At 37.7% G+C, this 22,972-nt stretch carries 19 protein-coding genes and 1 pseudogene; 15 read left to right on the top strand and 5 right to left on the bottom strand.

Translation table 11 applies throughout. The features are described 5' to 3' along the window. The first annotated feature begins 187 nt into the window (after positions 1-187). Positions 188-1,456 (top strand): OFA family MFS transporter, encoded by a 1,269-nt coding sequence (locus tag MKZ25_RS19300; protein ID WP_340802891.1) that lies wholly within the window; start codon positions 188-190, stop codon positions 1,454-1,456. Positions 1,457-1,517: 61 nt separating this feature from the next. On the opposite strand, the gene MKZ25_RS19295 is transcribed toward MKZ25_RS19300, so the two are convergent. Both MKZ25_RS19295 and MKZ25_RS19290 read right to left on the bottom strand, forming a co-directional pair. After that, the gene (locus MKZ25_RS19295; RefSeq protein ID WP_340802890.1) at positions 1,518-3,257 is read right to left on the bottom strand and encodes an N-acetylglucosaminidase; all 1,740 of its coding nucleotides are present in this window, start codon (positions 3,255-3,257) and stop codon (positions 1,518-1,520) included. 180 nt (positions 3,258-3,437) lie between these two features. Continuing rightward, positions 3,438-7,184 carry a S8 family serine peptidase gene (locus tag MKZ25_RS19290; protein ID WP_340802888.1) on the bottom strand — a complete coding sequence of 1,249 codons (3,747 nt, stop codon included), beginning with the start codon at positions 7,182-7,184 and terminating at the stop codon, positions 3,438-3,440. A 349-nt stretch (positions 7,185-7,533) separates the two neighbouring features. On the opposite strand from MKZ25_RS19290, the gene MKZ25_RS19285 reads away from it, so the two are divergent. Beyond that, positions 7,534-7,758 (top strand): hypothetical protein, encoded by a 225-nt coding sequence (locus MKZ25_RS19285; protein ID WP_340802886.1) that lies wholly within the window; start codon positions 7,534-7,536, stop codon positions 7,756-7,758. Positions 7,759-7,902: 144 nt separating this feature from the next. Here the strand turns inward: MKZ25_RS19285 and MKZ25_RS19280 are convergent, their stop codons facing one another. Then, positions 7,903-8,490 (bottom strand): hypothetical protein, encoded by a 588-nt coding sequence (locus MKZ25_RS19280; protein ID WP_340802884.1) that lies wholly within the window; start codon positions 8,488-8,490, stop codon positions 7,903-7,905. Between the two features lie 356 nt (positions 8,491-8,846). Here MKZ25_RS19280 and MKZ25_RS19275 point away from each other — a divergent pair, with 356 nt between their 5' ends. From MKZ25_RS19275 to MKZ25_RS19240, 8 genes and pseudogenes are all read left to right on the top strand, one after another. Further along, on the top strand, positions 8,847-9,269 hold the full coding sequence (locus tag MKZ25_RS19275; protein ID WP_340802882.1) for an organic hydroperoxide resistance protein: 423 nt from the start codon (positions 8,847-8,849) through the stop codon (positions 9,267-9,269). 394 nt (positions 9,270-9,663) lie between these two features. After that, positions 9,664-10,872: a glycosyltransferase gene (locus MKZ25_RS19270; RefSeq protein ID WP_340802880.1), complete on the top strand. Its 1,209-nt coding sequence runs from the start codon at positions 9,664-9,666 to the stop codon at positions 10,870-10,872. Continuing rightward, positions 10,838-11,572, top strand: a complete 735-nt coding sequence (locus MKZ25_RS19265) for an HAD-IIB family hydrolase (RefSeq protein WP_340802879.1) — start codon at positions 10,838-10,840, stop codon at positions 11,570-11,572. Before MKZ25_RS19270 ends, MKZ25_RS19265 begins: the two co-directional genes overlap by 35 nt. Before the next feature lie 170 nt (positions 11,573-11,742). Further along, the gene (locus MKZ25_RS19260; protein ID WP_340802878.1) at positions 11,743-12,084 is read left to right on the top strand and encodes a CotD family spore coat protein; all 342 of its coding nucleotides are present in this window, start codon (positions 11,743-11,745) and stop codon (positions 12,082-12,084) included. 172 nt (positions 12,085-12,256) lie between these two features. Next, positions 12,257-13,338 (top strand): annotated as a pseudogene (locus tag MKZ25_RS19255) (type III polyketide synthase). 1 nt (position 13,339) lies between these two features. Further along, a complete protein-coding gene (locus MKZ25_RS19250; protein WP_445326888.1) occupies positions 13,340-13,882 on the top strand; it encodes an isoprenylcysteine carboxyl methyltransferase family protein in 543 nt (180 codons plus the stop codon). 195 nt (positions 13,883-14,077) lie between these two features. Next, positions 14,078-15,217, top strand: coding sequence for a zinc-dependent alcohol dehydrogenase (locus tag MKZ25_RS19245; RefSeq protein WP_340802876.1), 1,140 nt, complete (start codon positions 14,078-14,080; stop codon positions 15,215-15,217). Between the two features lie 164 nt (positions 15,218-15,381). Next, the gene (locus MKZ25_RS19240) at positions 15,382-16,023 is read left to right on the top strand and encodes a peptidylprolyl isomerase (RefSeq protein WP_340802875.1); all 642 of its coding nucleotides are present in this window, start codon (positions 15,382-15,384) and stop codon (positions 16,021-16,023) included. Between the two features lie 25 nt (positions 16,024-16,048). Here the strand turns inward: MKZ25_RS19240 and MKZ25_RS19235 are convergent, their stop codons facing one another. Next, positions 16,049-16,801, bottom strand: a complete 753-nt coding sequence (locus MKZ25_RS19235) for a DUF2268 domain-containing protein (protein WP_340802874.1) — start codon at positions 16,799-16,801, stop codon at positions 16,049-16,051. A gap of 99 nt (positions 16,802-16,900) precedes the next feature. On the opposite strand from MKZ25_RS19235, the gene MKZ25_RS19230 reads away from it, so the two are divergent. After that, entirely contained in the window at positions 16,901-17,158 is a 258-nt protein-coding gene (locus MKZ25_RS19230; protein ID WP_340802873.1) for a hypothetical protein, read from the top strand. 267 nt (positions 17,159-17,425) lie between these two features. Here the strand turns inward: MKZ25_RS19230 and MKZ25_RS19225 are convergent, their stop codons facing one another. Next, positions 17,426-18,274, bottom strand: coding sequence for a DegV family protein (locus tag MKZ25_RS19225; RefSeq protein WP_340802872.1), 849 nt, complete (start codon positions 18,272-18,274; stop codon positions 17,426-17,428). A 522-nt stretch (positions 18,275-18,796) separates the two neighbouring features. Between MKZ25_RS19225 and MKZ25_RS19220 the strand changes: the two genes are divergently transcribed. The 4 genes from MKZ25_RS19220 (at position 18,797) to MKZ25_RS19205 (ending at position 22,969) form a co-directional block, all read left to right on the top strand. After that, the gene (locus MKZ25_RS19220; RefSeq protein ID WP_340802871.1) at positions 18,797-20,281 is read left to right on the top strand and encodes a malate:quinone oxidoreductase; all 1,485 of its coding nucleotides are present in this window, start codon (positions 18,797-18,799) and stop codon (positions 20,279-20,281) included. A gap of 101 nt (positions 20,282-20,382) precedes the next feature. Then, on the top strand, positions 20,383-20,862 hold the full coding sequence (locus MKZ25_RS19215) for a methylated-DNA--[protein]-cysteine S-methyltransferase (RefSeq protein ID WP_340802870.1): 480 nt from the start codon (positions 20,383-20,385) through the stop codon (positions 20,860-20,862). A gap of 45 nt (positions 20,863-20,907) precedes the next feature. Further along, positions 20,908-21,513 (top strand): class I SAM-dependent methyltransferase, encoded by a 606-nt coding sequence (locus MKZ25_RS19210; protein ID WP_340802869.1) that lies wholly within the window; start codon positions 20,908-20,910, stop codon positions 21,511-21,513. A gap of 244 nt (positions 21,514-21,757) precedes the next feature. Further along, positions 21,758-22,969 carry an ABC transporter substrate-binding protein gene (locus MKZ25_RS19205; RefSeq protein WP_340802868.1) on the top strand — a complete coding sequence of 404 codons (1,212 nt, stop codon included), beginning with the start codon at positions 21,758-21,760 and terminating at the stop codon, positions 22,967-22,969. The last annotated feature ends 3 nt before the right edge of the window (positions 22,970-22,972 follow it).

Genomic DNA, 22,972 nt, shown 5'->3' with positions numbered 1-22,972 from the left:
TTAAAAATTAGTATTCATTTATTATGAATATTATTATATAATCACTTTGTTAATGTTCGTGAAAATAAAATATTTAATCTATAATTTACTTATTATTATTAATGATATAGTTAATATACGAACTATTTATAAGAATACTCAAATATAGTTCGCATTTTAGGTTAAATGAATAATGAGGAGTTTTAAAGTGGGGAATTTTGAAAACAAGTGGATTCGTGCGGTCATCCCGGCCTTATTGATTCACTGCAGTATTGGTACTGTTTATTGCTGGTCGTTGTTTAAGGGGGACATTGCCTCTTATATCGGAAAACCTGTCAGTGAAGTGGAATGGGCATTCAGTATAGCTATTTTTGTTCTTGGTATGGCTGCGGCTTTTGGCGGAAAATTTGTTGAAAAGGATATACATAAGTCATCCTTGCTTGCGGCAATATTTTTTGTTGCAGGGATGGCAGCAACAGGTTTCTTTATTTATCAAAAATCATTGTTCGGTATTTATATCTCTTATGGAGTAGTTATGGGGATTGGACTTGGAATCGGCTATTTAACGCCTGTAAAAACACTGATGCTTTGGTTTAAAGAACAAAAGGGATTGGCAACGGGCCTTGCTGTTGCAGGCTTCGGCTTAGCGAAAGTTATTGCTAGTCCACTAATGGAAAAGTTACTCGGTAATCGAAATAGTGAAGGGGTTTTAGCAGACCCTACAAATATCTATACAATGTTTTATATTTTAGCAGCGATCTATTTAGTAATGATGTTTGTTGGACACTTAATTTTAAAGAAACCGGCTGGATATGAAGAAGAAAATATGGAAATGCATAGCTTTAGTTATAGAAAAGTTTTGACGAATAAGACGTTTATCGGTATTTGGCTCATGTTCTACATTAATATTACATGTGGCTTAGCGTTAATCTCACAAGAAAAAGGTATTTTAGCTTTCATTGGATTTGGAGCGATTGGTTTAGTTAGTTCGCTCACAGCCATTTTCAATGCAGGTGGACGAATTGCATTTTCAGCATGGGGAGATCGTTTAAAAGATCGTAACTCTATTTACAAAATTATTTTTATTTCTTCTATTAGCATCATTTTATGTACTGTTGTATTTGATGGGATCAATAACTCTATGGTAATTCTTATCATTGCCTTACTTTGTATTGTGAATGCAGGTTACGGTGGAGGATTCTCATCTTTACCGCCGCTATTATCAGACCGATTTGGTATCGAAAGTATTTCAACTGTACATGGTTTAGCTTTATCTGCATGGGCATTTGCAGGTTTGACGGGCAATCAGCTAAGTGCAATTATTCTTGAAAAAACACAATCTTACGACATGGTATTATACGTCATTGCCGCGTTGTTCACGATTGCGACTTTAATTAGTATATTCGTTGTGAAACCTGAAAAAGTGAACTTGGAAAATGAAGAGTTTCATAAGAAAAAAGAAATAGTAATCGGATAAAAAATAAGCTAAGTTCATATTCCATCAAGGATGGAGTATGAAACTTAGCTTAATTTATTTATTAATGTGTTGTGATAATACGGACATTCTCACGTACTGTGTATAAATCTTGTCCGTAAGACGGCATCTCGGATATGACTTGTAACCAGTCACTATTTTCTAAGGGCATATTTGATAGCGTTATTGGCATCATATCAAGACGTTTAATCGTCCAGGGAAGTTTATACTGATAAGCTCTGTTATCTTCATCACCTGTTTTAACAATAGGTTCATATCGAACACTCACTTGTGAACTTGCCGTAATTCCTACTTTATATTCTTTGTAATCTTGACTGCCTAATGCTTGATCTATCCGATACATATGACCTGCTGTTTTAGCTCCCCAGTATGGATCGGAAGCGTAGCGTACATTGAGTCCGATCATTTTATTGCCGAGTGCAAGCCCATTGTAACGGAAGTCTTGCATGTTAAGCGGATCTAAATAACTCGTATTCAGACGTTGAACGAAATCCGAAATATTTTTTTCGATTGTTGGGAAATATTTAGTAGATTCGGTATTCACATCTGTTTCTGTCAAACATTCATCATTGCTGTCTGTCACATTTAACCCGAATAAATTATTGTAATTTTGTGCGTGACAGCTCATACCGTAATCACTTTCATGGATAGCAAGAGCTAAAATAAACAAAGCGTTGATTCGCTGCTCTTTTTCAATTGTTTTTAGTGCAGCACCTAATCCTTGGAGCGGACTTTTTGCTGACGCGTTTATATACCGCGCATTGCCTGATAGTTCTTTTGCTTCGAGTTCTCTTGCAATGTACTGATCTAACTGTTCGGCACTGTAAGTAGTCGGTACCCGTGGTGTAACATATTGGAAGTAGGCATAGCTTTCTCCCATTAGTTTACCGCTTGCATTGTAAAACTTTATGCCGTCCGTACTATAATACTTTACGCCGTCATTTAAAAAGTCTGGTTTATTACCGATCAAATAGGCGCTGTCGTATTTACCACTATGATGATGGTAAATATGGTGCCATAATCCTTTTTCATTTGCAATGTAATATGACCGCCCTTTTGCAGCAACTGCGGGAATAAGAGTGATATCTTCGTGCTTTACATACATATCCTGTCCTGCGGCATTTACTTTTACATAATCGGCTGTTGCATCAATATATAAAAGTTCAGTATCCGTACTAACACCCGCATATTCGTATGCTGAAGTAAAAGTCGGTTGTTTGTAAATAATAGTGACATCCTTCAGGTTTGTTGCTATAAACCCGGACGGTATTTTTATATATTTGTCACCTAGCATGATTCCCTGGCTTTCTTGTAAGTCGGCGTTCGCTTCTTCGAAAGTAGAGTAGTAAGCAATTGGTGAAGATGCACCATCTGTCTTAATATTGACTACAGCATAGCCATTTACAGTAGTAAACGATTTAGCGATAGTCTGATTCAATCTTTCAGCCCTGTTGCCTACTTTTCCAGATACATCAGCTTCGATTTTTAAAGTATAAGTTTGATTGAACTCGTAGCCTTTAGCAGGGGGTTCAATTTTGACAATATTGTCTTTAACTACCGTTTCGACTGGTTGTTTGACATTGTCACTATTCACTACATAAATAGAATTTGGTGTAATGCTGGATTCTATAACAGGATGATTAAATGTAATTGTCCATACCTTATCAACAGGCACGTTAGTAACTTTGTCTGTTAAAGCTGCTGCATTAACGATTGTTAACGGAACAAGTACAAAAGATAAAACCAGGAAAAATACAGGCCACAGTTGTTTGAAAATCCTCATTCTTTTAATCTCCTTTTCTGAGAAGTTATTCTATTAATAATATACTAATTTTAAGGAATAAAGGGAAAAATACCATTGATTACTAGTAATTATTTAAATATAAAAAGAGAAATTGCAAAGTTACCATGCAATTTCTCTCATTTAAATTAATTAAATATTATATTTGGTAACATTAGTATTCTACTTAGAACCTTTACCATTACCATTACCATTGCCGTTGCCGTTGCCATTGCCATTGCCATTGCCATTACCATTACCATTGCCATTGCTGTTGCCATTACCATTACCATTACCATTGCCATTGCCATTGCCATTACCAGGCTTTACAACATTGACGTCAAACGTAAGGATAAGTTCACCATATGTTACTGTAACAGAAGTAGTACCTTGGCTATTTCCTTTTACAGTTCCTGCATTTACAGTAGCAATCTTATCGTTTTCTACTTGGTAGTTTGCAAGATTTGTCACATCTTTCTCTGTTGTTTCACCATTTAAAGTTGTAACTTCAGTAATTTTAACTGTAATTTCTTTACCGACTCTCGTTTCAACTTGAGCTTGGTCGATTTCCAGAGTTACAACTGGCTCTTCTGCAACAGGAGCTTTAACTGTGACAGTTACTGTTGCTTCATTTTCGCCATGTGAAACAGTAATTGTTGTTGTGCCTTCTGTTCCTGCCGTTACTGAACCATTTACAACTGTTGCAACATTTTCATCTGCCATGATATACGTAGCTTTTGAAGTTACGTCTTCTTCAGTTGCATCACCTTCAGCAGGTGTAGTTGTTTCCGTTACCGTAAGTTGTGCCGTTTCTCCAGCTGTCAGGTCCAGCTCAGTTGGATTTACAGAAAGCGTTACAACAGGCTCTACTACTTCTTTTTCAAAAATAATCGTTTCGCCAACATTACCAGCAGCATCTGTAATAACTACTGTTACAGCATTTGTTTCTGCTGTTACCGGGAATGTGAAGCTGCCATCCTGATTTAAGTCGAATGCAACTGGCGCTTGAACTTCGCCGTTTACAGTCGCAACATATGAAGCTTTTAATTTATCATTTAAATTATAGTCTAAACCGTATAAATACAGTTCCTCATTGTATTCAATATACTTATCTGTTACCTGTCCTGAAACAATACCTTCAGCCTCTGAACCTGTAATTTCCGGTTTTGTCGTTTTTACAACAATCGGTCCTACATAATCCGAAACAACTCCTGTAGCTGCAAGACCAGTAAAGTCAATTGTATATAGACCATCCGGAATCGTAGTTGCAGGTTCACTGCCCCAAGGTTTATATTGCCCGCCAACATTCAGCGTATAAGACCCTTTACCTAATGCGGTACCTGAGTGCAGATAACCGATGTAGCCATCTCCATATTCTCCGCCTTCAGGATTCATAATATCCCAAAGTTCGATATAGTTCGTTGTCACATCACCAGTTAATGTGAATGAAAGTACAGCGGAGTCTTTAATACCGTCACTATTAAATGACAGGTCTGTTTCTGTAATACTGAGGTCTTTGATTTCAGTTACTGCCGCGCTGCCGAAGTCAGCCGCGAATGGCAATGAAGCTTCTGTAGATCCACCGTTAATATGGATGAAACCTAAAATTTCAGAGCCGTTTGGTGCTACAGCTTGTGAAGCAGTTAGTGTAATATTTAACATCTGCTCACCAGCTAAATTGAATGTTGGCTGATCCACTGTAACAGCTGCATCACCAAATGCTTTAGTCACATCTACGGATACGTTATAATTACCGCCGTTTCCTTTAATATCTTTTACTAACACTTGTTTCGTTACAGAAATATTTCCGTCCTTCAATGATTGAGGACCAAAAGTAACCGTTCCTTTTTTGTTTTCTACATTTTCACCATTGCCGTCTAACACAGCTGTATCAAGTGCATACGCAAGAATATCAGGGTGAGCTGCCGCATAAGCATTTACACGTCCGGCACCTTGAGAGAATACATCATATTTTGCTGTATCCAATACTTTTGCTGTATTCGAAAGTGCCACTTTTACATCAAACGCATCCCAATGCGGATTTGCCTGTTTTACTAATGCGACAATCCCTGCAATATGCGGTGTTGCCATTGATGTTCCTGTTTTACGATCATATGCTTCATCGTAAACCGCATCGGGGAAGTCTGTTTTATACATAGGTATTGTTGACATAATGTTTGTTCCAGGCGCTGTTACGTCTGGTTTAATATCGAAGTTCGGTGTAGAAGGACCACGTGAACTAGAAGAGTTTACATCATCTCCAGTTGTCGTAGTTGAAGCAAACTTGCGGAAGTTTACTTTTCCTGTCCCATCTCCCAATGCAGCACGAACTGCATTACCGTCTGTTACTGACATATCAAATGTTGGCAGGAACTCAAAAGAGTCACCAAGGAATGTGCCTGAAATGTCTGGTGCATTTGTTCCGCCGGCAAAGTTATGGATAATTGTAGCTACTGCTCCGTTTGCTTTAGCATTTGCAATTTTATCAACAAATGCAATATTACCACGGGAAATTAGTGCTACTTTACCTTCAACATCAATTCCTTCAAAATCTTTTACTTCTCCATTGCCAGGAATCGCAACTAGATCAAACTCACCTTGAAGCTGTGCTGCTAAGTTTTTACCAAAAGTTGTTCCCATTAAAGGTAGTTGTTTTGTTAAGTTGTAGTCGCCTACTGTAATGTTAACTTCACCGTTATACATTGTTTCCGGGTTTGTTGTGTTGCCAACCGCAATTCCTAAGCGAGCAGTTGCAGGTGTTCCCATCGTTCCGCGATTTGGACCTGAGTTACCTGTTGCAATAACCCCGATTGTGCCAGCCATCATTGCGTTATTAATTGCAAATGATCCTGCATCTGTTTCAGAGTTAGCTCCACCGCCAAGTGAAAGGTTAATAACATCCATTTCTTCTAGAACAGCTGTTTCAATTGCTTTAACAATTCCCGATGTCGCACCGCTTCCGTATGCTCCAAGAACGCGGTAAGCATATAGGTCTACTTTTGGAGCAATCCCTTTAATGCCGAATTCGTTAGCGCCGATTGCCGCAATTGTTCCGGCAACATGCGTACCATGAGAAGTATAGAACGAGCTTCCGTTTGCATTAAATTCAGGTGTTCCCGCTGGACGCTCTGATGGTAATGTTTCGGATGCATCGTCATCCGCACGTGGTTTAGAATAAGTTGAAGAGTTAGGAATAAAGTTCTTTCCGCCTTTATAAATGCCAGCAAATTCAGGGTGGTCCGCATCAATACCTGTATCAAGTACTGCCACTTTTACCCCTTGACCTTCAATTCCTTCATTCCAAAGTTTTTCAATACCAAGGAAAGAAATGCTCGTATTCATTTGAGCGTCTAATTTATCTTCTTTAATAAGTTCTGATGATTTTGTTGTAATTTCTTCTGATGCATATACCGTTGCATCCGGTTCAATTAAAGTGATTCCATCTACTGATAGCAATTTTGGAATGTCATTAGCTTTAATTGTTGCCGCAAATCCGTTTAGTACCGTATCAAAAGTATAGCCTTGTGTCATTTGCACCTGTTTGGCCGTTAATTCCTTTTTTACTTTGGCCTGTTGAGCTTTTACATTTGAACGTACTTCATTTGCACGGGCATTAGAAAACTTTTTGCCTTTAACTTGGCTCATTCCTTGTTCTAATGCTACCGGTTTTTCAGATAAATGAACGATGACAGCAACCTCTTGATTACCTGAAATATTTTGCAGGCTTTCATGAAGTATTGGACCATCCTTAGACAAGCTTAGTTGTTCAGCAATCGCCGCCTTTAGCTGGATGATGCTCTCACTTTGTCCATCCTGCTTGAATGATTTTGATTCTTCTGCGCTTGCATTCGAGAATGGAACCAATAAAGAGAACACCATAACGAAAGCCAGAATACTGCTAAAGAATCTCGTAAACTTAAACTTCTTCAATTCTCATTTCCCCTTTGTATTAAATTTTCGCACTATTCTGTTTAATGCGGCATTTCCAATTTATCACAATGGAATTTATCCGGATATCGGAATTTCTATATTTTCCAAAAGATTGATAAATAGTATCAGTTTGGTATAAATAGGTTAAATCTATCTTCCTAGTAATTTCATAAAATAGTAGAACTTTCATATGAGAGATGGAAAGTCGACGGAACTAACTCACTAATAAGGGAAATGAGATTGTATAGATCTTTCATAAAAGGAGTTAAGAGTGGTTAAACTTTTTAATGGAAAGTATAAATTTGAAAAGATTTATACTTTTCAAATAAGAAATCAATGGAGGATGGCTATGTCAAATATGAATTTTAAACGCAACAATGTGAACACAAAAGGCAAGCAAATTGCGAATAAGCTAGAAGTAAATCCAAGTCGTAAAAACTCCCAGCAGGAAGAGTTTGTATCAGAACTTGATTTTATTTTTAATGCAGCTCCAGCAAAAGAAAATAATGTTCCCGCCAAAAGAAATAAAACAGGCATGAACGAGCCTGTAAGTGAACGAACTGCCTGGAACTAATTTATATTTGACATCTATTCAGTACATTGAAGTAAGAACTAAGGCTTAGGCCTTGGTTCTTTTTAATTGAAAGGTATTTTATTAACTGCAAATACAGCGGTCAAATCATTTAATAGTCGATTCAATAATTAAGCCGCTATTGGTTCAGTCATGATTTTTCTTCTTTATTTTCTTTTCTGTTTCTTTAATCTCTTTCATGTATTCCTGATACTCATTCTCCACATCCGTTGTAGAAGGGAGGATATGTCCTTTTGATGAATCAATCCGTTCTCCATAGCGGATCATTTTATAAATGATCATCCCGTTATTTGGTTTTCCACTAAATGTGGTCATCGGAACGGCATCGAATAATACATAATAAAATGCATAAAAAACAAACCGATCCCAAAATGTTTTATATTCTTCAATGACCCCATTGGCAATCAGAAAATTGATCGTAAGACCGAATACAAGATTGATTAAAATTGGGCCGGAATAAATACTAATATAGGCAAATTTATTTTCATGCTTTAACTTGTCATACGAAAACCAGCTATAAAAATGATAGTATCTGCGGAAATCGAACATACCAAACTTAAAAATTCTACGCCCGGAACCAATCGTCACTCTCGGTTCAATTACTCCGAACAGCCAGCAGACAATTGCGTAGCCCAACTCCCTGAGAAATACGACAGCAGGCAAAATAATAAATGCGGAAATGATTAATGAAATGAGATCGGATATGCCAAACATATTACTATCCCCTCCCATACGAATACTTGTAAGTTGATACCCCCCATCCATAATTCAAAACATAAGCAATCGCTCTATTATCAATACTTCGATTCCTTAAACTCCAACTATTGTTACGGGGAAAACGGTATATAAAAATAGTTATTAAAACCCGTTAGGATATAGCTTCAGTCTGACAGCAATAGCCTCCAAACAAATCTTTCAGAACTATAAATCGGCCTATAAAATCTTTTGATTTGAATAATTTATTGCTCACAAATAATAAAATTAACAATTAATTAACGTAAAAACTTTTGAAAAAGAGAAAAACCGGGTAAGGATAAGTTGTATCTAAAATTGAAAGGTGTGGAAGTGGAATGTCTGAAAAATTATTTACTGCTATTGCAACTGCTTCAGGAGGACGTGAAGGGAAAGTACAGTCAGATGATGGGGTAATTCAATTTGAAACAGCAATGCCAGGTACACCGCGGGCAAAAAAAATTGAAAATGCAACAAATCCAGAACAATTATTTGCTTCGGGGTATGCTGCTTGTTTTGATAGTGCTCTTCAATTAACGGCAAGTAAAGCCCGTGTTAAATTCACGTCTGAAGTAACAGCTAATGTCAGCTTATTAAAAGATGAACAAGATCAGGGGTTTAAGCTGGGAGTTGTTCTTCAGGTAAAGGGAACAGATATAGAGCGCGAACAGCTGGAAGAACTGGTGCATAAAGCGCATGAAGTATGTCCTTATTCAAAAGCAACAAGAGGCAATATTGAAGTTGCACTTGAAGTAATTTAAATAAGCTGTACGGACTTAAGATAAATATATTTTATAGGTATTTTATACTTATTTTAGTTATTTAATATAATAGTAAAGTTTCAATTGTGCTATTTTTTAGAATATTTTGTTTAATTTACGCCCAGTTAGGGAACGTATCAATCGAGCTAAAAATTATTAATTCTTATTGGACAGCAAAATTCAATGCCCTTAATCTCTCTTCTATTATTTGCTAGGTAGTGTGAGGGTGTTTGAGTCAATCGTGAATAAAGGACAGCTTAAGAAATTATAAATACTACCTAGCTAGTGAAGTGTAATTTACTAAAAATTACCATCATTTCATTAAAAACAGCAAGACAGCAGTAAAGTTTTACAGCTATGATTTGCTGCTTAAGAACGAAAGGATGAGATTCATTTGAGAAAGATATTATTTATTTCTGATCATGGCGACCCTTTAATTCCGCTTGGAAGTAAACAGGCAGGTGGACAAAACAACTATGTAAAACATTTAGCCCTACAGCTTGACGGACTTGGTTACAGTGTTGATATTGTTACACATTGGAGTGACGAGCAAAAGCCGGCTGTTGAACAGTTGGGTGAGCGTAGTAAAGTTCACCGCTTTGCAGGTGGTCAAAAAGGCTTTGTTGATAAGCGGCAGATGTTTACTTTACTTCCTGGATTATATGAAGAAATGACAGAAGCACTGGATATTAGCAGCTATGATGTTGTTCACACCCATTACTGGCTGTCAGGAGTACTAGCATATAATCTGCAGAAAGAATATTCATTTTACTGGTGCCACACCAATCACTCCCTTGCAATTGCAAAAGAGCAAGGTACAGGATTTATAGAAAATAAGCGTAAGCACTTTGAGAAACTGATTATGGAGCAAGCGGATGTAGTTATTGCTACTACTCCAAATGAAAAGCAGCAGATTGAAGTTTTCACAAAGAAAAAAAGTGCTGTATCAGTTGTACCGGTAGGAGTTTCGCCAGTGTATCTGGCACCCTCCGAAGAAGTGGAACAGTTTAAATTTCCATACTACTTTTATGCCGGCCGTTTAGAAACATCAAAAGGGATTTTTGATCTTTTAAAAGGATTCAGACATATGCTGAAAACGCATGAAGTTCCGAATAACGTAAAGTTGCTTATTGCAGGCGGGTGTCCAGAATCGGTTGATATAAAGAATTACTGCCCGATAAGCGAACCGCTAAAAGAAGCAATAAAAGGAATGGAAGACCGTGTGCTATTCCTCGGCCCCAAAAATGAAAAACAGTTAAAGAACCTTTACACTGGCGCCTTGGCAACCATTATGCCTTCACATTATGAATCGTTTGGTATGGTAGCTGCAGAAGCGCAGGCTTGTGGCTGTCCTGTAATTGCGACCCATGTAGGGGGACTGAAAGATGTCGTCAAATCAGGCGTAACAGGTCTTCATATACCTAAAGGAGATATGCAAAAAATAAGCGATAGCATGGCGTACTTCTTAAATAGCTCGCCTAAACTATTAAAAATGCGTCGTGATGCAAAACAATATGCGCTAGAAGAATTTAACTGGTCTCTTATTTCCCGCAAAGTAAAGGAGCTGTATGAACGAAAAAATGCTTACATTTCCTTACCTTAAACCTCGTGTTTTAGCAACAGATTTAGATAATACAATTGTTAGTGATACGGTTCCGCATACTGAATTGTGGGAAACGCTGGCACTTGAAAACACATCTCTTATATATATTACAGGAAGATATAGACAGTCCGCGATTGATTTAATCGAACGTGAACAACTGCCAAAACCGGACATTTTAATATGTGATGTTGGAGCTTCGATTTATCTTGGTCCCTCATATGAGCTTGATCAGGAATGGGCAGGCAACATAAAGCAGGAAGACTTTGAACAGGTTAATACGATAGCAAAATCCATTGATATTGCCAGACAGCCGATAGATACACCTTGGCGACTGGCCTATTTTGCAAGTGATAGGCAAGTTCAAATACTTAAGCAAGCGATCAGGCAACATAATTTAGCAGTTGATCTTATTTTCAGCAGTGAAAGAGATGTTGATATTCTGCCTGCAAATATTAATAAAGGTGCTGCGCTGAAATATGTACTTAACAAGTGTCAATATAATGGAGAGGTTGTTGTAGCCGGAGATTCCGAAAATGATCTCAGTCTTTTCAGTCTGGGTTATCCTGCGATTGCAGTTGGAAATGCATGTGATGCCATATTGGCATTATCGGACAATGAGCATATCCACTATGCGGAAGGACATGCATCAGCCGGTGTAAAAGAAATATGGGAAAAACTCCACGCTCCACTATCACAATAGGTTCCATAACTTTTACTAGACAATTACTTTCCTGATGTTACTCACTATTTTTATAGATAACTGCATATTCTTTAAAATTTGTTTTTTAACAATAGGCAAGTAAATAGGTTATTCCGAATTCCCTTCATAAGTTAGTAGAGATACATCAAGATGAAGGAAGGAGGATAAAATTGACTAATAGAAACTGGTTTAATTCATTTAATGATGAAAGAGGTCAATCGTTTTACAATAATGCACAGCAATTGCCAACACAAACAGGACCAACTCAGTATGCATCACCGCAAATTTCGCCAACGAGACAATATGTTCAAAGAAATGTATCAAACACGGTGGTGCCACATGTACATCCATCACATTTAACAACGGTCAACCAACATTATATTAACAACCAACACTATTTCCCTCATACACAATCTGTTGTGAATGAGTGTTTCGAAACTAATACGATGTGTGGAACACCGTATAGACCGCATGGCGGCGGCTGTGGTTGTTCAAAGCGAAGAGGCTGGTAAGTTGTTCTTCGATAGTAATGGCTAAAATTAATAAAAAGCTAATAGCACCGTCCAGGTAATGGATAGTGCTATTATTCATGGATAAGACCTTAAAAATTCCATCTATTTCTGTATATTTTTACGTTTTTATCAATACATTGAAAGAAAATAACTCGTATAAGGAGAAATTACTATTCCAAAAATCGCTTCAGTAAGTACTCATACACCGCCTTTCACACTAGCTCAGACGAACATTGAGCAATTGACGAAAGAGCTTTTCCAAAATAAAATTCCAAAGTTAGAACGATTATTAAAAGTTTTTGAAAATGGCGAAATAAAGACACGGAATTTGTGTGTTTCACCTGAATGGTACCGTGAAGACCATACATTTGAAGAACGCAATGAACTGTATATAAAACTGGCTACCGAATATAGTGTAGAAGTTATAAAAAAATGTTTAACAAATCGTTCCTTTTTACAGCAGGATCTATCTACCGAAGATATAGATGCCATTATTTTTATTAGTAGTACAGGCATTTCAACGCCAAGCATTGATGCCCGCGTTATGAATATTCTTCCTTTTTCAAATGAACTAGTCAGAATCCCGATATGGGGTTTAGGCTGTGCAGGGGGAGCGGCAGGTATTAGTAGGGCATATGACTATTGTAAAGCACATCCGGACGCCAAGGTGCTTGTCGTTTGTGTTGAGCTATGCAGTCTTACATTCCAAAAAGACGATTATTCTAAAAGTAATCTTGTAGGTACTTCTTTATTTGCTGACGGAGCGGCTTGTGCCCTTATATGCGGTGATGATGTTGAGCTGGAGCAAAATGTACCAATCCCATATATTAAGGGCCGTGGCTCAAAGTGGATGCCGGATTCTGAAGATGTTATGGGCTGGGATGTTAAGAATAGCGGACTGCATGTTGTATTTTCAAAGAGTATACCGGTCATTATTTCTAAGTGGCTGGGGCCGTTTATCCATGAATTTTTAAATAAGCATGATGTTTCACCTGAGCAAATTGTAAATTTTGTAGCACATCCTGGTGGGAAAAAAGTGTTGCAAGCTTACGAGGAAACATTGAATTTAACAAAGGAACATACAGATGTTTCACGTGAAATTTTGAAAAAAATGGAAATATGTCCTCTCCGACAGTTCTGTATGTTTTGGAGCAATTTATGTTAAATGAAAAAAGAGCGGATACTTTAGGTCTGTTGGTTGCGCTAGGGCCTGGTTTTAGCGGAGAAGTCGTATTATTGGAATGGAGGGAGTAAGCTGGTTTTTTATATTGTACTAGCTTTTGTAATTATTCAAAGATTAGTAGAGCTGGTTGTAGCAAAGAGAAATGAAAAATTAATGCTTGCTAAAGGAGCATATGAAGTAGGTGCTTCTCATTATCCATTCATGATATTACTGCATACGAGCTTTTTTGTAAGCCTTTTTATTGAAGTAGTTTATTTCAGTGGACAATTTACACCGCATTATATATGGCTCGTTTTATTTTTAATGCTGCAGTTGTTAAGAGTATGGTGCCTAGTTTCATTAGGACCTTTTTGGAATACGAAAATTATTATTTTACCGGGGGCAAATGTAGTAGCAAAAGGGCCGTATTCTTTTATTCGTCATCCTAACTATTTGGTAGTATGTTTAGAAATTGCTGTATTGCCACTTATGTTTCAGGCATATTTTACAGCTATTTGTTTCACTATATTAAACTTCATTATCCTGTCTATTCGCATACCGATGGAGGAGAAAGCGCTAAAAGAAGGGACAGACTATACAGCTTATTTAGAACGTAATAATGTTAAACAGCCATAAATTAAAGTATGAATCCAATTCAAACTGTTCCTCAATTGTTAGACACCTCTAACAATTGAGGGCATTTTTTATGTCCGTCAATCATCTAAGCAATAGTTGGTTTTATGTATATTTTCTTTGCTGGGGGGTATATAACCTACAGAATTACTTTACTGAAGTTTAATTCTAATAATTTATCCAACAGGAGGGGTCTTTTTGAAAGCAGTAACGTATCAAGGTGCCAAAAAAGTAGAAGTAAAAGAAGTTCCGGATGCAAAAATTGAAAAGCCAGATGACATTATTGTACGTATTACCTCAACGGCCATTTGCGGGTCAGATCTCCATATTTATCGTGGGGCAATGCCAGCAAGAGAGGATTTTGTAATTGGACATGAACCAATGGGAATCGTGGAGGAAGTCGGACCTGACGTAACGAAAGTTAAAAAAGGGGATCGTGTTGTTATTCCTTTTAATGTTGCGTGTGGAGAATGCTTTTATTGTCAAAATCAGCTGGAAAGCCAATGCGATAATGCCAACGAAAATCCGGCAATTGATTCGGGTGCATACTTTGGATTTACAGAGCGCTATGGTGACTTCCCGGGCGGACAAGCCGAGTATTTACGTGTACCATACGGGAACTTCATACCATTTAAAGTACCTGACAACTGTGAACTAGAAGATGAGGCATTACTATTTATATCTGATGTATTGCCGACTGCCTATTGGAGTGTAGAAAATGCGGGTGTTAAAAAGGGCGATACGGTCATTGTGCTAGGTTCAGGACCAATCGGCTTAATGGTACAGAAATTTGCATGGATGAAAGGTGCGAAGCGTGTAATGGTAGTAGACCCTTTAAACTATCGTTTAGAGCATGCTAAACGCACAAACAATGTAGAAATATTTAATTTTGATGATTTTGATGATGTAGGAAATCACCTACATGAGCTTACACATGGAGGAGCCGATGTAGTTATTGACTGTGTTGGGATGGACGGGAAAATGTCTCTTGTAGAAAAGGCACAGCAAAAGCTGAAACTACAGGGGGGAACACTGAGTGCCATTGATGTTGGCATAAAATCGGTTCGGAAATTTGGTACAATCCAGCTGACAGGGGTTTATGGTTCATTATACAATATGTTCCCATTAGGCAATATTTTCGAACGTAATGTAACCGTGAAAATGGGTCAAGCACCAGCAATTCATTACAGTCAAATGCTTTATGAAATGGTTGCTGAAGGGAAGATTGATCCAACAGAAATCATTACCCATAAAGTACCGCTATCTGAGGCGAGTGAAGCATATAAGAAATTCCATGATCATGAAGACCAAAGTATTAAATTTATTTTAAAACCTTGATTCCCTTTTCCTGTGGAATTTAAATATTAACATTCTCTACAACACCTAAAACATTGAAATGGATGTTTTAGGTGTTTTTTATTGAAAACGATGTTTCCCGTAGATGCTCTTGTTTATACTTCCGTAGTATGATGGAAGTATGTTGGAAAAGGAGATGAATTTGAGTGAAGAAGTTTTATCAGATTGTTTTATTTACAGTGCTGATCGTCATTTTAGCTGCATGCGGTAAGGAATCAGCAGATAATGAAGAGCAGGGGAGTACTGTAAATTATGCTGAAGAAGTCGCAGAAAATCCAATTGTTACGATTACAATGGAAAATGATAAAAAAATCGTTTTGGAGCTAGAGCCAAAAACAGCTCCTAATACAGTGGCCAATTTTATCTCCCTTGTAGAAGAAGGATTTTATGATGGACTGATTTTCCATCGTGTTATTCCCGGTTTCATGATACAAGGTGGTGACCCGGATGGTACAGGCATGGGTGGCCCTGATTATGCAATTAAAGGCGAATTTACTTCAAACGGATTCGAAAATGCGTTAACGCATGAGCGCGGCGTAATTTCGATGGCTCGTTCCCAAGATCCGGATTCGGCAGGATCTCAATTCTTTATAATGACCGAGCAAGCAGCGCATTTGGATGGTGACTATGCAGCATTCGGCAAAGTAATTGAAGGAATGGAGGCTGTCGATGAGATTGTTGCAGCTGAACGCGAGGCTAATGATAGACCGTTGGAAGATCAAAAGATGAAAACAGTTGAAGTGGATACGAAAGGCTTTGATTACCCGGAGCCAGTCGTTCAAAAATAATATGAAAGGGAGTAACCGGAACTAGTTATTCGGTTACTCCCTTTTTCCATCCTGCCCCTTCCAGCAAATAATGAGATGGCATGGACAGCAGCTGTTTTACATTATAAGGTCCTTTCTTTTGTAAAAAGGCTTCCACCAATCGATATCCGGTACAATATCCGATCCAAGGAGGTAAATTTAATGCCGAATCCCCGAATAAAAAAGACTGATGTTCATGTAAACCCGGTACATGCAATGCTTGTGTGAAATGCGTATCCCAATAACTTAATACTTCCTCCAAAGAATAGCGTTTCGTCCAAGAACTTAATGCATACGCTCCATACAAGCTTTCCACCGCATGCTCGGCCAGTCCTTCCATAAGCAGTGAATCAAGTAATGTAGGAGGTTCTACTAAAAATCTGCGTCTGCAAATATGATGATATTCATGGGTAAACAGCGCGTGAAGTTCTTTTATCGTAACGCGGGGCGATACATACAAACAAATGCCATAGGGATAGGCAACACCATTTTTCACAAACCCATTTTTTATCGGCAAAATGGCAACAGGTATATCAGGTCCGTCCCATAAACCCATCAATTCCTCTAATAGTCTTTTCGTTATTTGCCAAACATCCAATGTTAAGCGAAGTTCCTCATGTTGAAGCAACCCTTGTTGCAAAAGTTCAAATTGAACGGCCTCAGGTGGAAATCGGGGAAAAATGGATTGGATGATTGAATAGGCTGCCAGTTCACGATGCTCTGTTTTTTCAAATAATCTTTTTGTATCAAGAATGGGCATGACTTTCTCCTTTTTCTCAGTATATGAACTAGACGATGCGCTCGTATGTGCAAAAAGCTTGAACATATAGTAGAAAAACTTACGAAAGGAGGAGAACTTATGAATCACCAAGAGGCGTATGATTTGTGCTGCAAACATCACGGTAAACGTGTAAGAATAAATGATAACAAAGGAAATGTCCATGTTGGGAGAATTACGAAAGTAGACAATCGTATGGTATGGATTATGCCTGATAAAGCGGGATATGGAATTGGATTCTGGGGATTTGGTGGAGGATACGGGGCACCAGGTTTTGGCTATGGTATTGCATTAGGCGCGATTACAGGCATTGCACTAGCATCGATTTTTTTCTGGTAAACGACAGTCACAAGCAAAGCTTCCTGCGGGAATAGCGAAATTTATTTTGCGACGAAAGCGAAGCGTCAGGAGCACTGACGCCTGGTACGAGGAACAAAAGCTAAGAACGCCACGTCCTGTGGCAACGCTTTTGTAACCAACTTCGTGTTGGCCCCACGCCACGCCCGCGGAAAGCGTCCCGGAATGGAAATCAATTTTAAAGCTCAGCAAAAAAATGCTATTTTTCTCTCGGAGAAAAATAGCATTTTGAGGTTATGTCCCAGCTTTTTATTTATCATTTGTAAAGTAAATTCCAACTGTGCCGCGCCCAACATGTGCACCGATCACAGAGCCGATTGTTGTCGTTTCAATTGCTTTTGGCTGAATTTTTTCTTCAATTGCCACTTTCACTTCATGCATTAGTTCTTCATCGTTACTATGAGAAATACCAACAATCTTATTCGTGAAGTCACCGCCACGCTCTTTCATAAGTTCAGTCATACGATTAATTGCTTTTTTGAATCCGCGTGTTTTTTCTATTGGTACAAGTTTGCCATCATCCATATTTAAAATAGGCTTAATATTAAGTAACCCACCCATAAATGCACTCGCTTTTGATACACGGCCGCCTTTTGCCAAGTGGTTTAAATCGCCAACTGTAAATAGATGTTCCATTGAATTGGCCATTGCTGTCAATTTTTCAACGGCTTCATTAAACGCTATACCAAATTTATTTAAACGTACCGCTTCTTTTACTACTAAGCCTTGACCGTAAGAAGCACATTTCGTATCTATAATCTCTAACTTCAAGTCCGGATAACTTTCCAATACTTGATTTTTTGCCAAAATTGCTGTTTGGCATGTACCGGACAGTTCAGATGAAAAGGCAATATAAACTCCTTCTTCCCCGGATTTTGCTAACTTTTCAAAAGCGTTAATAAATACTTCTAAAGAAACTTGTGATGTTTTTAGTTGCTCACCTTCAGCAATTGCCGCATATACCTGGTCTGTTGTGATGCCGATAATGTCATCATACTCAACACCTTTCACTAATACGCGTAACGGAAAAAGATGTACTTCTTCGTTATCAAAAAATGATTTCGGTAAGTCGGAACCACTATCCGTATAAATCTTCATAAACATCCCCCTTATCTCACTCAGATTGATTTTAGTTTTAATTTTAATGATGAACTATTTACATTTGTCATGTATTTCCTATGATAATTGTACTTATGATATAGTTTATGCAAAGAGCGATGCCTACTATTCTTACAAAATATTACCGATATTTCAAGTTGATATTTAAAGGAATTCCATATAATGAGAAGTATAGGCTTCTCATTGTAGCATAACGTAAAATAGACAAAATAGTTAGAAAAAAGTTGTTAGAAAATAAAGAAAACATAAATAAATGATATTAAGCTTCTACAAAATATGCTCACAAATGTTTCGCCTTTTCTCGCAAAAGACAACCTTTTCACTTGCTGGCGAAGTCGCAGTTTGTATATATTTTAATCTTTTCACAAGTGTGTTACACTACAATAAGGTAATAAATGATATAGAATCAATGGAATCGTCTCCTATATAGGGTTGTCGATAATAGAATAGAGCGCTTACATTATTCTAAAAATCTTAATATATATGTAAGGGAAGGTAAAAATGAGTAACAAGCATATCAAATCAGACGTTATCTTAATTGGTGCCGGAATTATGAGTGCTACTTTAGGTACAATGCTTAAAGAATTAGCACCGGATTGGAAAATCAAAGTATTCGAGAACTTAGCTAAAGCTGGTGAAGAAAGCTCTCACGAATTAAACAATGCCGGAACTGGGCATGCTGCTTTATGTGAGCTTAACTACACAAGCGAGAAAAAAGACGGAACTATCGATATTACTAAAGCGATTAACGTTAACACACAATTCCAGGATTCACTACAATTTTGGACACATTTAGTTAACACAAAGCAAATCGAGAAACCGGAAGAATTCATTATGCCACTGCCACATATGAGTATGGTACAAGGTGCGGGCAATGTCGAGTACCTTAAAAAGCGTCATGCAGCAATGACAGCGAACCCATTATTTGAAGGTATGGAATTCTCAGATGATCCTGAAACACTAAAACAATGGATTCCTTTAATTATGAATGAACGTAAATCAAGTGAACCAATTGCTGCAACAAAAATCGATTCTGGTACGGATGTTAACTTTGGGGCGTTAACTCGTACACTAATCTCGAACTTACAAAAACAAGATGTAGACGTAAACTACAACCACAATGTTTTAGATGTAAAACGTTTAAAAGATGGTTCTTGGGAAGTAAAAGTTCATAATAAAGAAAACAATAAAGTTGAATATCACACTGCGAAGTTTGTCTTCCTAGGAGCTGGTGGTGGTAGCCTTGAGTTACTACAAAAATCAGGTATTCCTGAATCAAAACATATCGGTGGATTCCCGATTTCTGGTTTATTCCTAGTTTGTAACAATGAAGAAGTTGTTAACCAACACCATGCGAAAGTATACGGTAAAGCAGCGGTTGGTGCGCCACCGATGTCAGTGCCACACTTAGATACTCGTTATATCGATGGTAAAAAATCATTATTATTCGGACCGTTTGCAGGCTTCTCTCCGAAGTTCTTAAAAACAGGTTCAAATATGGACCTATTTGCATCAATCAAACCACATAACTTATTAACTTTACTAGCTTGTGGTGTGAAAGAAATGTCGTTGAGCAAATATTTAGTTTCTCAATTAGTTCTTTCAAAAGAGGCACGTATGGAAGAATTGCGTCAATTCATTCCAACTGCTAAATCAGATGACTGGGAAATCAGTGTTGCAGGTCAACGTGTTCAAGTAATTAAAGACACGAATGCGGGTAAAGGTACATTACAATTCGGTACTGAAGTTGTAACTGCACATGACGGATCTATCGCAGCATTACTAGGTGCATCTCCAGGTGCTTCTACAGCTGTATCTGTTATGTTAAAAGTAATCAACCAATGCTTCCCACAAGAAATGAAAGCATGGGAGCCTAAGATTAAGGAAATGATTCCATCTTACGGTGAAAACTTAGTTGAAAATACAGAACTTCTTAAAGAAGTACATGAAACAACAACAAAAGCTTTAGGCTTAAACAAAGCATAATAGTTAATAGGAAGAACCTTTAATCATTGTCGGATTAAAGGTTCTTTTTTTAGTTTAGAAATTACGCTATAGTAAATTTGGAGAAGGGAAGGAGAAATACGATGTATAAATTAGATTATGCTTCACCAATAGGCATTATTGAGATTGAAGGAAGTGAACATTTTATTGCATCCGTAATATTTGCAGAGCGAGAAGAAATTTTAAACTTTCCCACTTATGATACTCCCCAGCTTTTGTTGAACTGCAGGAAAGAGCTGGATGAATATTTCAAAGGCCAACGGAAAGATTTTTCGGTACTCTATAAATTAGAGGGGACAATGTTTCAAACATCAGTATGGCAAGCATTAACAACTGTTCCTTACGGGAAAACGGCCTCCTATAAGGAGATTGCACAACAAATAGCAAATGAAAAAGCGGTCCGCGCAGTTGGAATGACAAATAGCAAAAATGTGATAAGTATTATCGTTCCATGCCACCGGGTTATTGGTCAAAACGGAAAACTTACAGGGTATGCAGGTGGTTTGTGGAGAAAACAGTGGCTGCTTGAACACGAGCTTAAATATAGCTTCGACTTAGATTAATATTATCGTGACATAAAAATTTTTAACGAATTTTGAGGTGAACGAATGAACGAACAGCAATATGATCATATGCTAAACATCCAAACAACCGGTTATCAATACGGTTTTCCAAAGTTAGCTCAGTACCATCGCTACGAACCAACACCTTACAGCGGGCTGGAACAATTATTTGAATGCTATGAACTGCCGGCCAATGCACGCTTTCTGGATATCGGCTGCGGGAAAGGACGAGTACCTATCTATATATATCATCGCTTCCATATTCCTGTTACAGGGATTGAAATGGATCAGAAGTTTTTTGCGGAAGCGGAGCATAATGCAGAACAATATTTAAAAAAAGCAAAGAAGAAACAAGCACCGATTCAATTTTTGAATCTCATTGCCGAAACATACGAAATTAAAAAGCATGATAATGTCTTTTTCTTCTTCAACCCCTTTTCAATCCACGTATTTCGTGAGTTTATGAAGCATGTTATGGATTCCATCACGTTATTTCCGAGAATGGTTGATATTATCTTATATTATCCATCCCCTGAATATATGGATTTTTTACAACAAGAGCAGTCACTTCATTGTTATCTGGATATAAAATTACGCCATGAAAAGAATGAAAATGAACGTATCGTCGTTTTTCGGATTCCGGAAAAATAAACGGCGATTTTTTTGTTAATTGAAACTATTTGACTGTAAATTTTGAATACATTAAATTTACAGAATAATCATACTAGACGAATAATTGGTATTCGTTTACAATACAGAAGTTGGAATAACTGTTTATATTATTCTCGCAAACTTTATTCTGAATATTAAAAATTTAGATTGTGCGAATGTAGGGTATTGGTTATAATTATCAGAAATATCTAACATTTGTAGTATGACTAAGGGGGAAATAATGATGACAAATCACAAAAAGACAAAAAAGTATGGTTCATTATTCATGGCAACAGCATTATTAACAGGGGTGTTGGCTGGATGCGGTGATGATACCTCTAGTTCTTCTGAATCAGGCGGCAGCAGCAATGCAGCTGGCGACACAATTAAAATCGGCGCAAACTTAGAATTATCCGGTGCTGTAGCTTCTTACGGATCATCGATTAATGATGGTGCGAAATTGGCGATTGAAGAAATTAATGCAGCAGGCGGTATAGATGGCAAACAGCTGGAGTATATCCCAGTCGACAATAAATCAGAAACTGCTGAAGCAACTTCTGCTGCGATGAAATTGGCAGAACAGGAAAAGGTAGTGGCAATGTTGGCGCCGGCTACTTCAGGTAACTCGGTCGCAACAGTACAAATTGCAGCTCAGCATAAAGTTCCAATGGTTACAGGTTCAGGTACTGCGCCAAATGTAACGGTAAACGATGATGGCTCAATAAATGAATATGCATTCCGTACATGTTTCATCGATCCATTCCAGGGGACGGTGGCAGCAAACTTCGCGACAAATGAACTACAAGCTAAAAATGTGGCCATTTTTGCGGATAATGCTTCAGATTATGCAAAAGGTTTAGCGGCATCATTCAAAGAAACAATTTCCTCTAACGGCGGCACAGTAGTTGCTGAAGAGGCATATGTTGCAAAGGACGTAGACTTTAAATCTCAATTAACAAACATTAAAGGGAAAAATCCTGATTTCATTTTCATTCCTGGCTACTATGAAGAAGTAGGGATTATCGTAAAACAAGCCCGTGAATTAGGTATTACCGTTCCGTTAATGGGTGCTGATGGTTGGGACTCGCCAACATTAATTGAATTAGCAGGTGCTGATGCGCTAAATAATACGTTTATTACGAACCACTACTCGTCTGAAGATCCGGATTCAAAAATTCAGGATTTCGTCAAAGCATTTAATGATGAGTACAGCCAATCACCAAACGCTTTCCATGCACTAGGTTATGATTCTATTTACTTTATCGTGGATGCAATTAAGCGTGTAGATGGAGACATTACAGGTGAAGCAATTCAGAAGCAGCTTGCAGCAACGAAAGATTTAAGCTTAGTAACAGGTACTTTCACAGTTGACGAAAACCACAACCCAGTAAAATCAGCAACAGTTCTAGAATTCGTAGACGGCAAACAACAGTTCAACTCTAAAGTTAATCCTTAATTT

Origin of the sequence: Solibacillus sp. FSL W7-1464, assembly GCF_038004425.1 — a bacterium.
Lineage (GTDB): Bacteria > Bacillota > Bacilli > Bacillales_A > Planococcaceae > Solibacillus.
The sequence above is the reverse complement of the archived record's forward strand: the minus strand, read 5'-3'. Positions and strand labels throughout refer to the sequence as shown.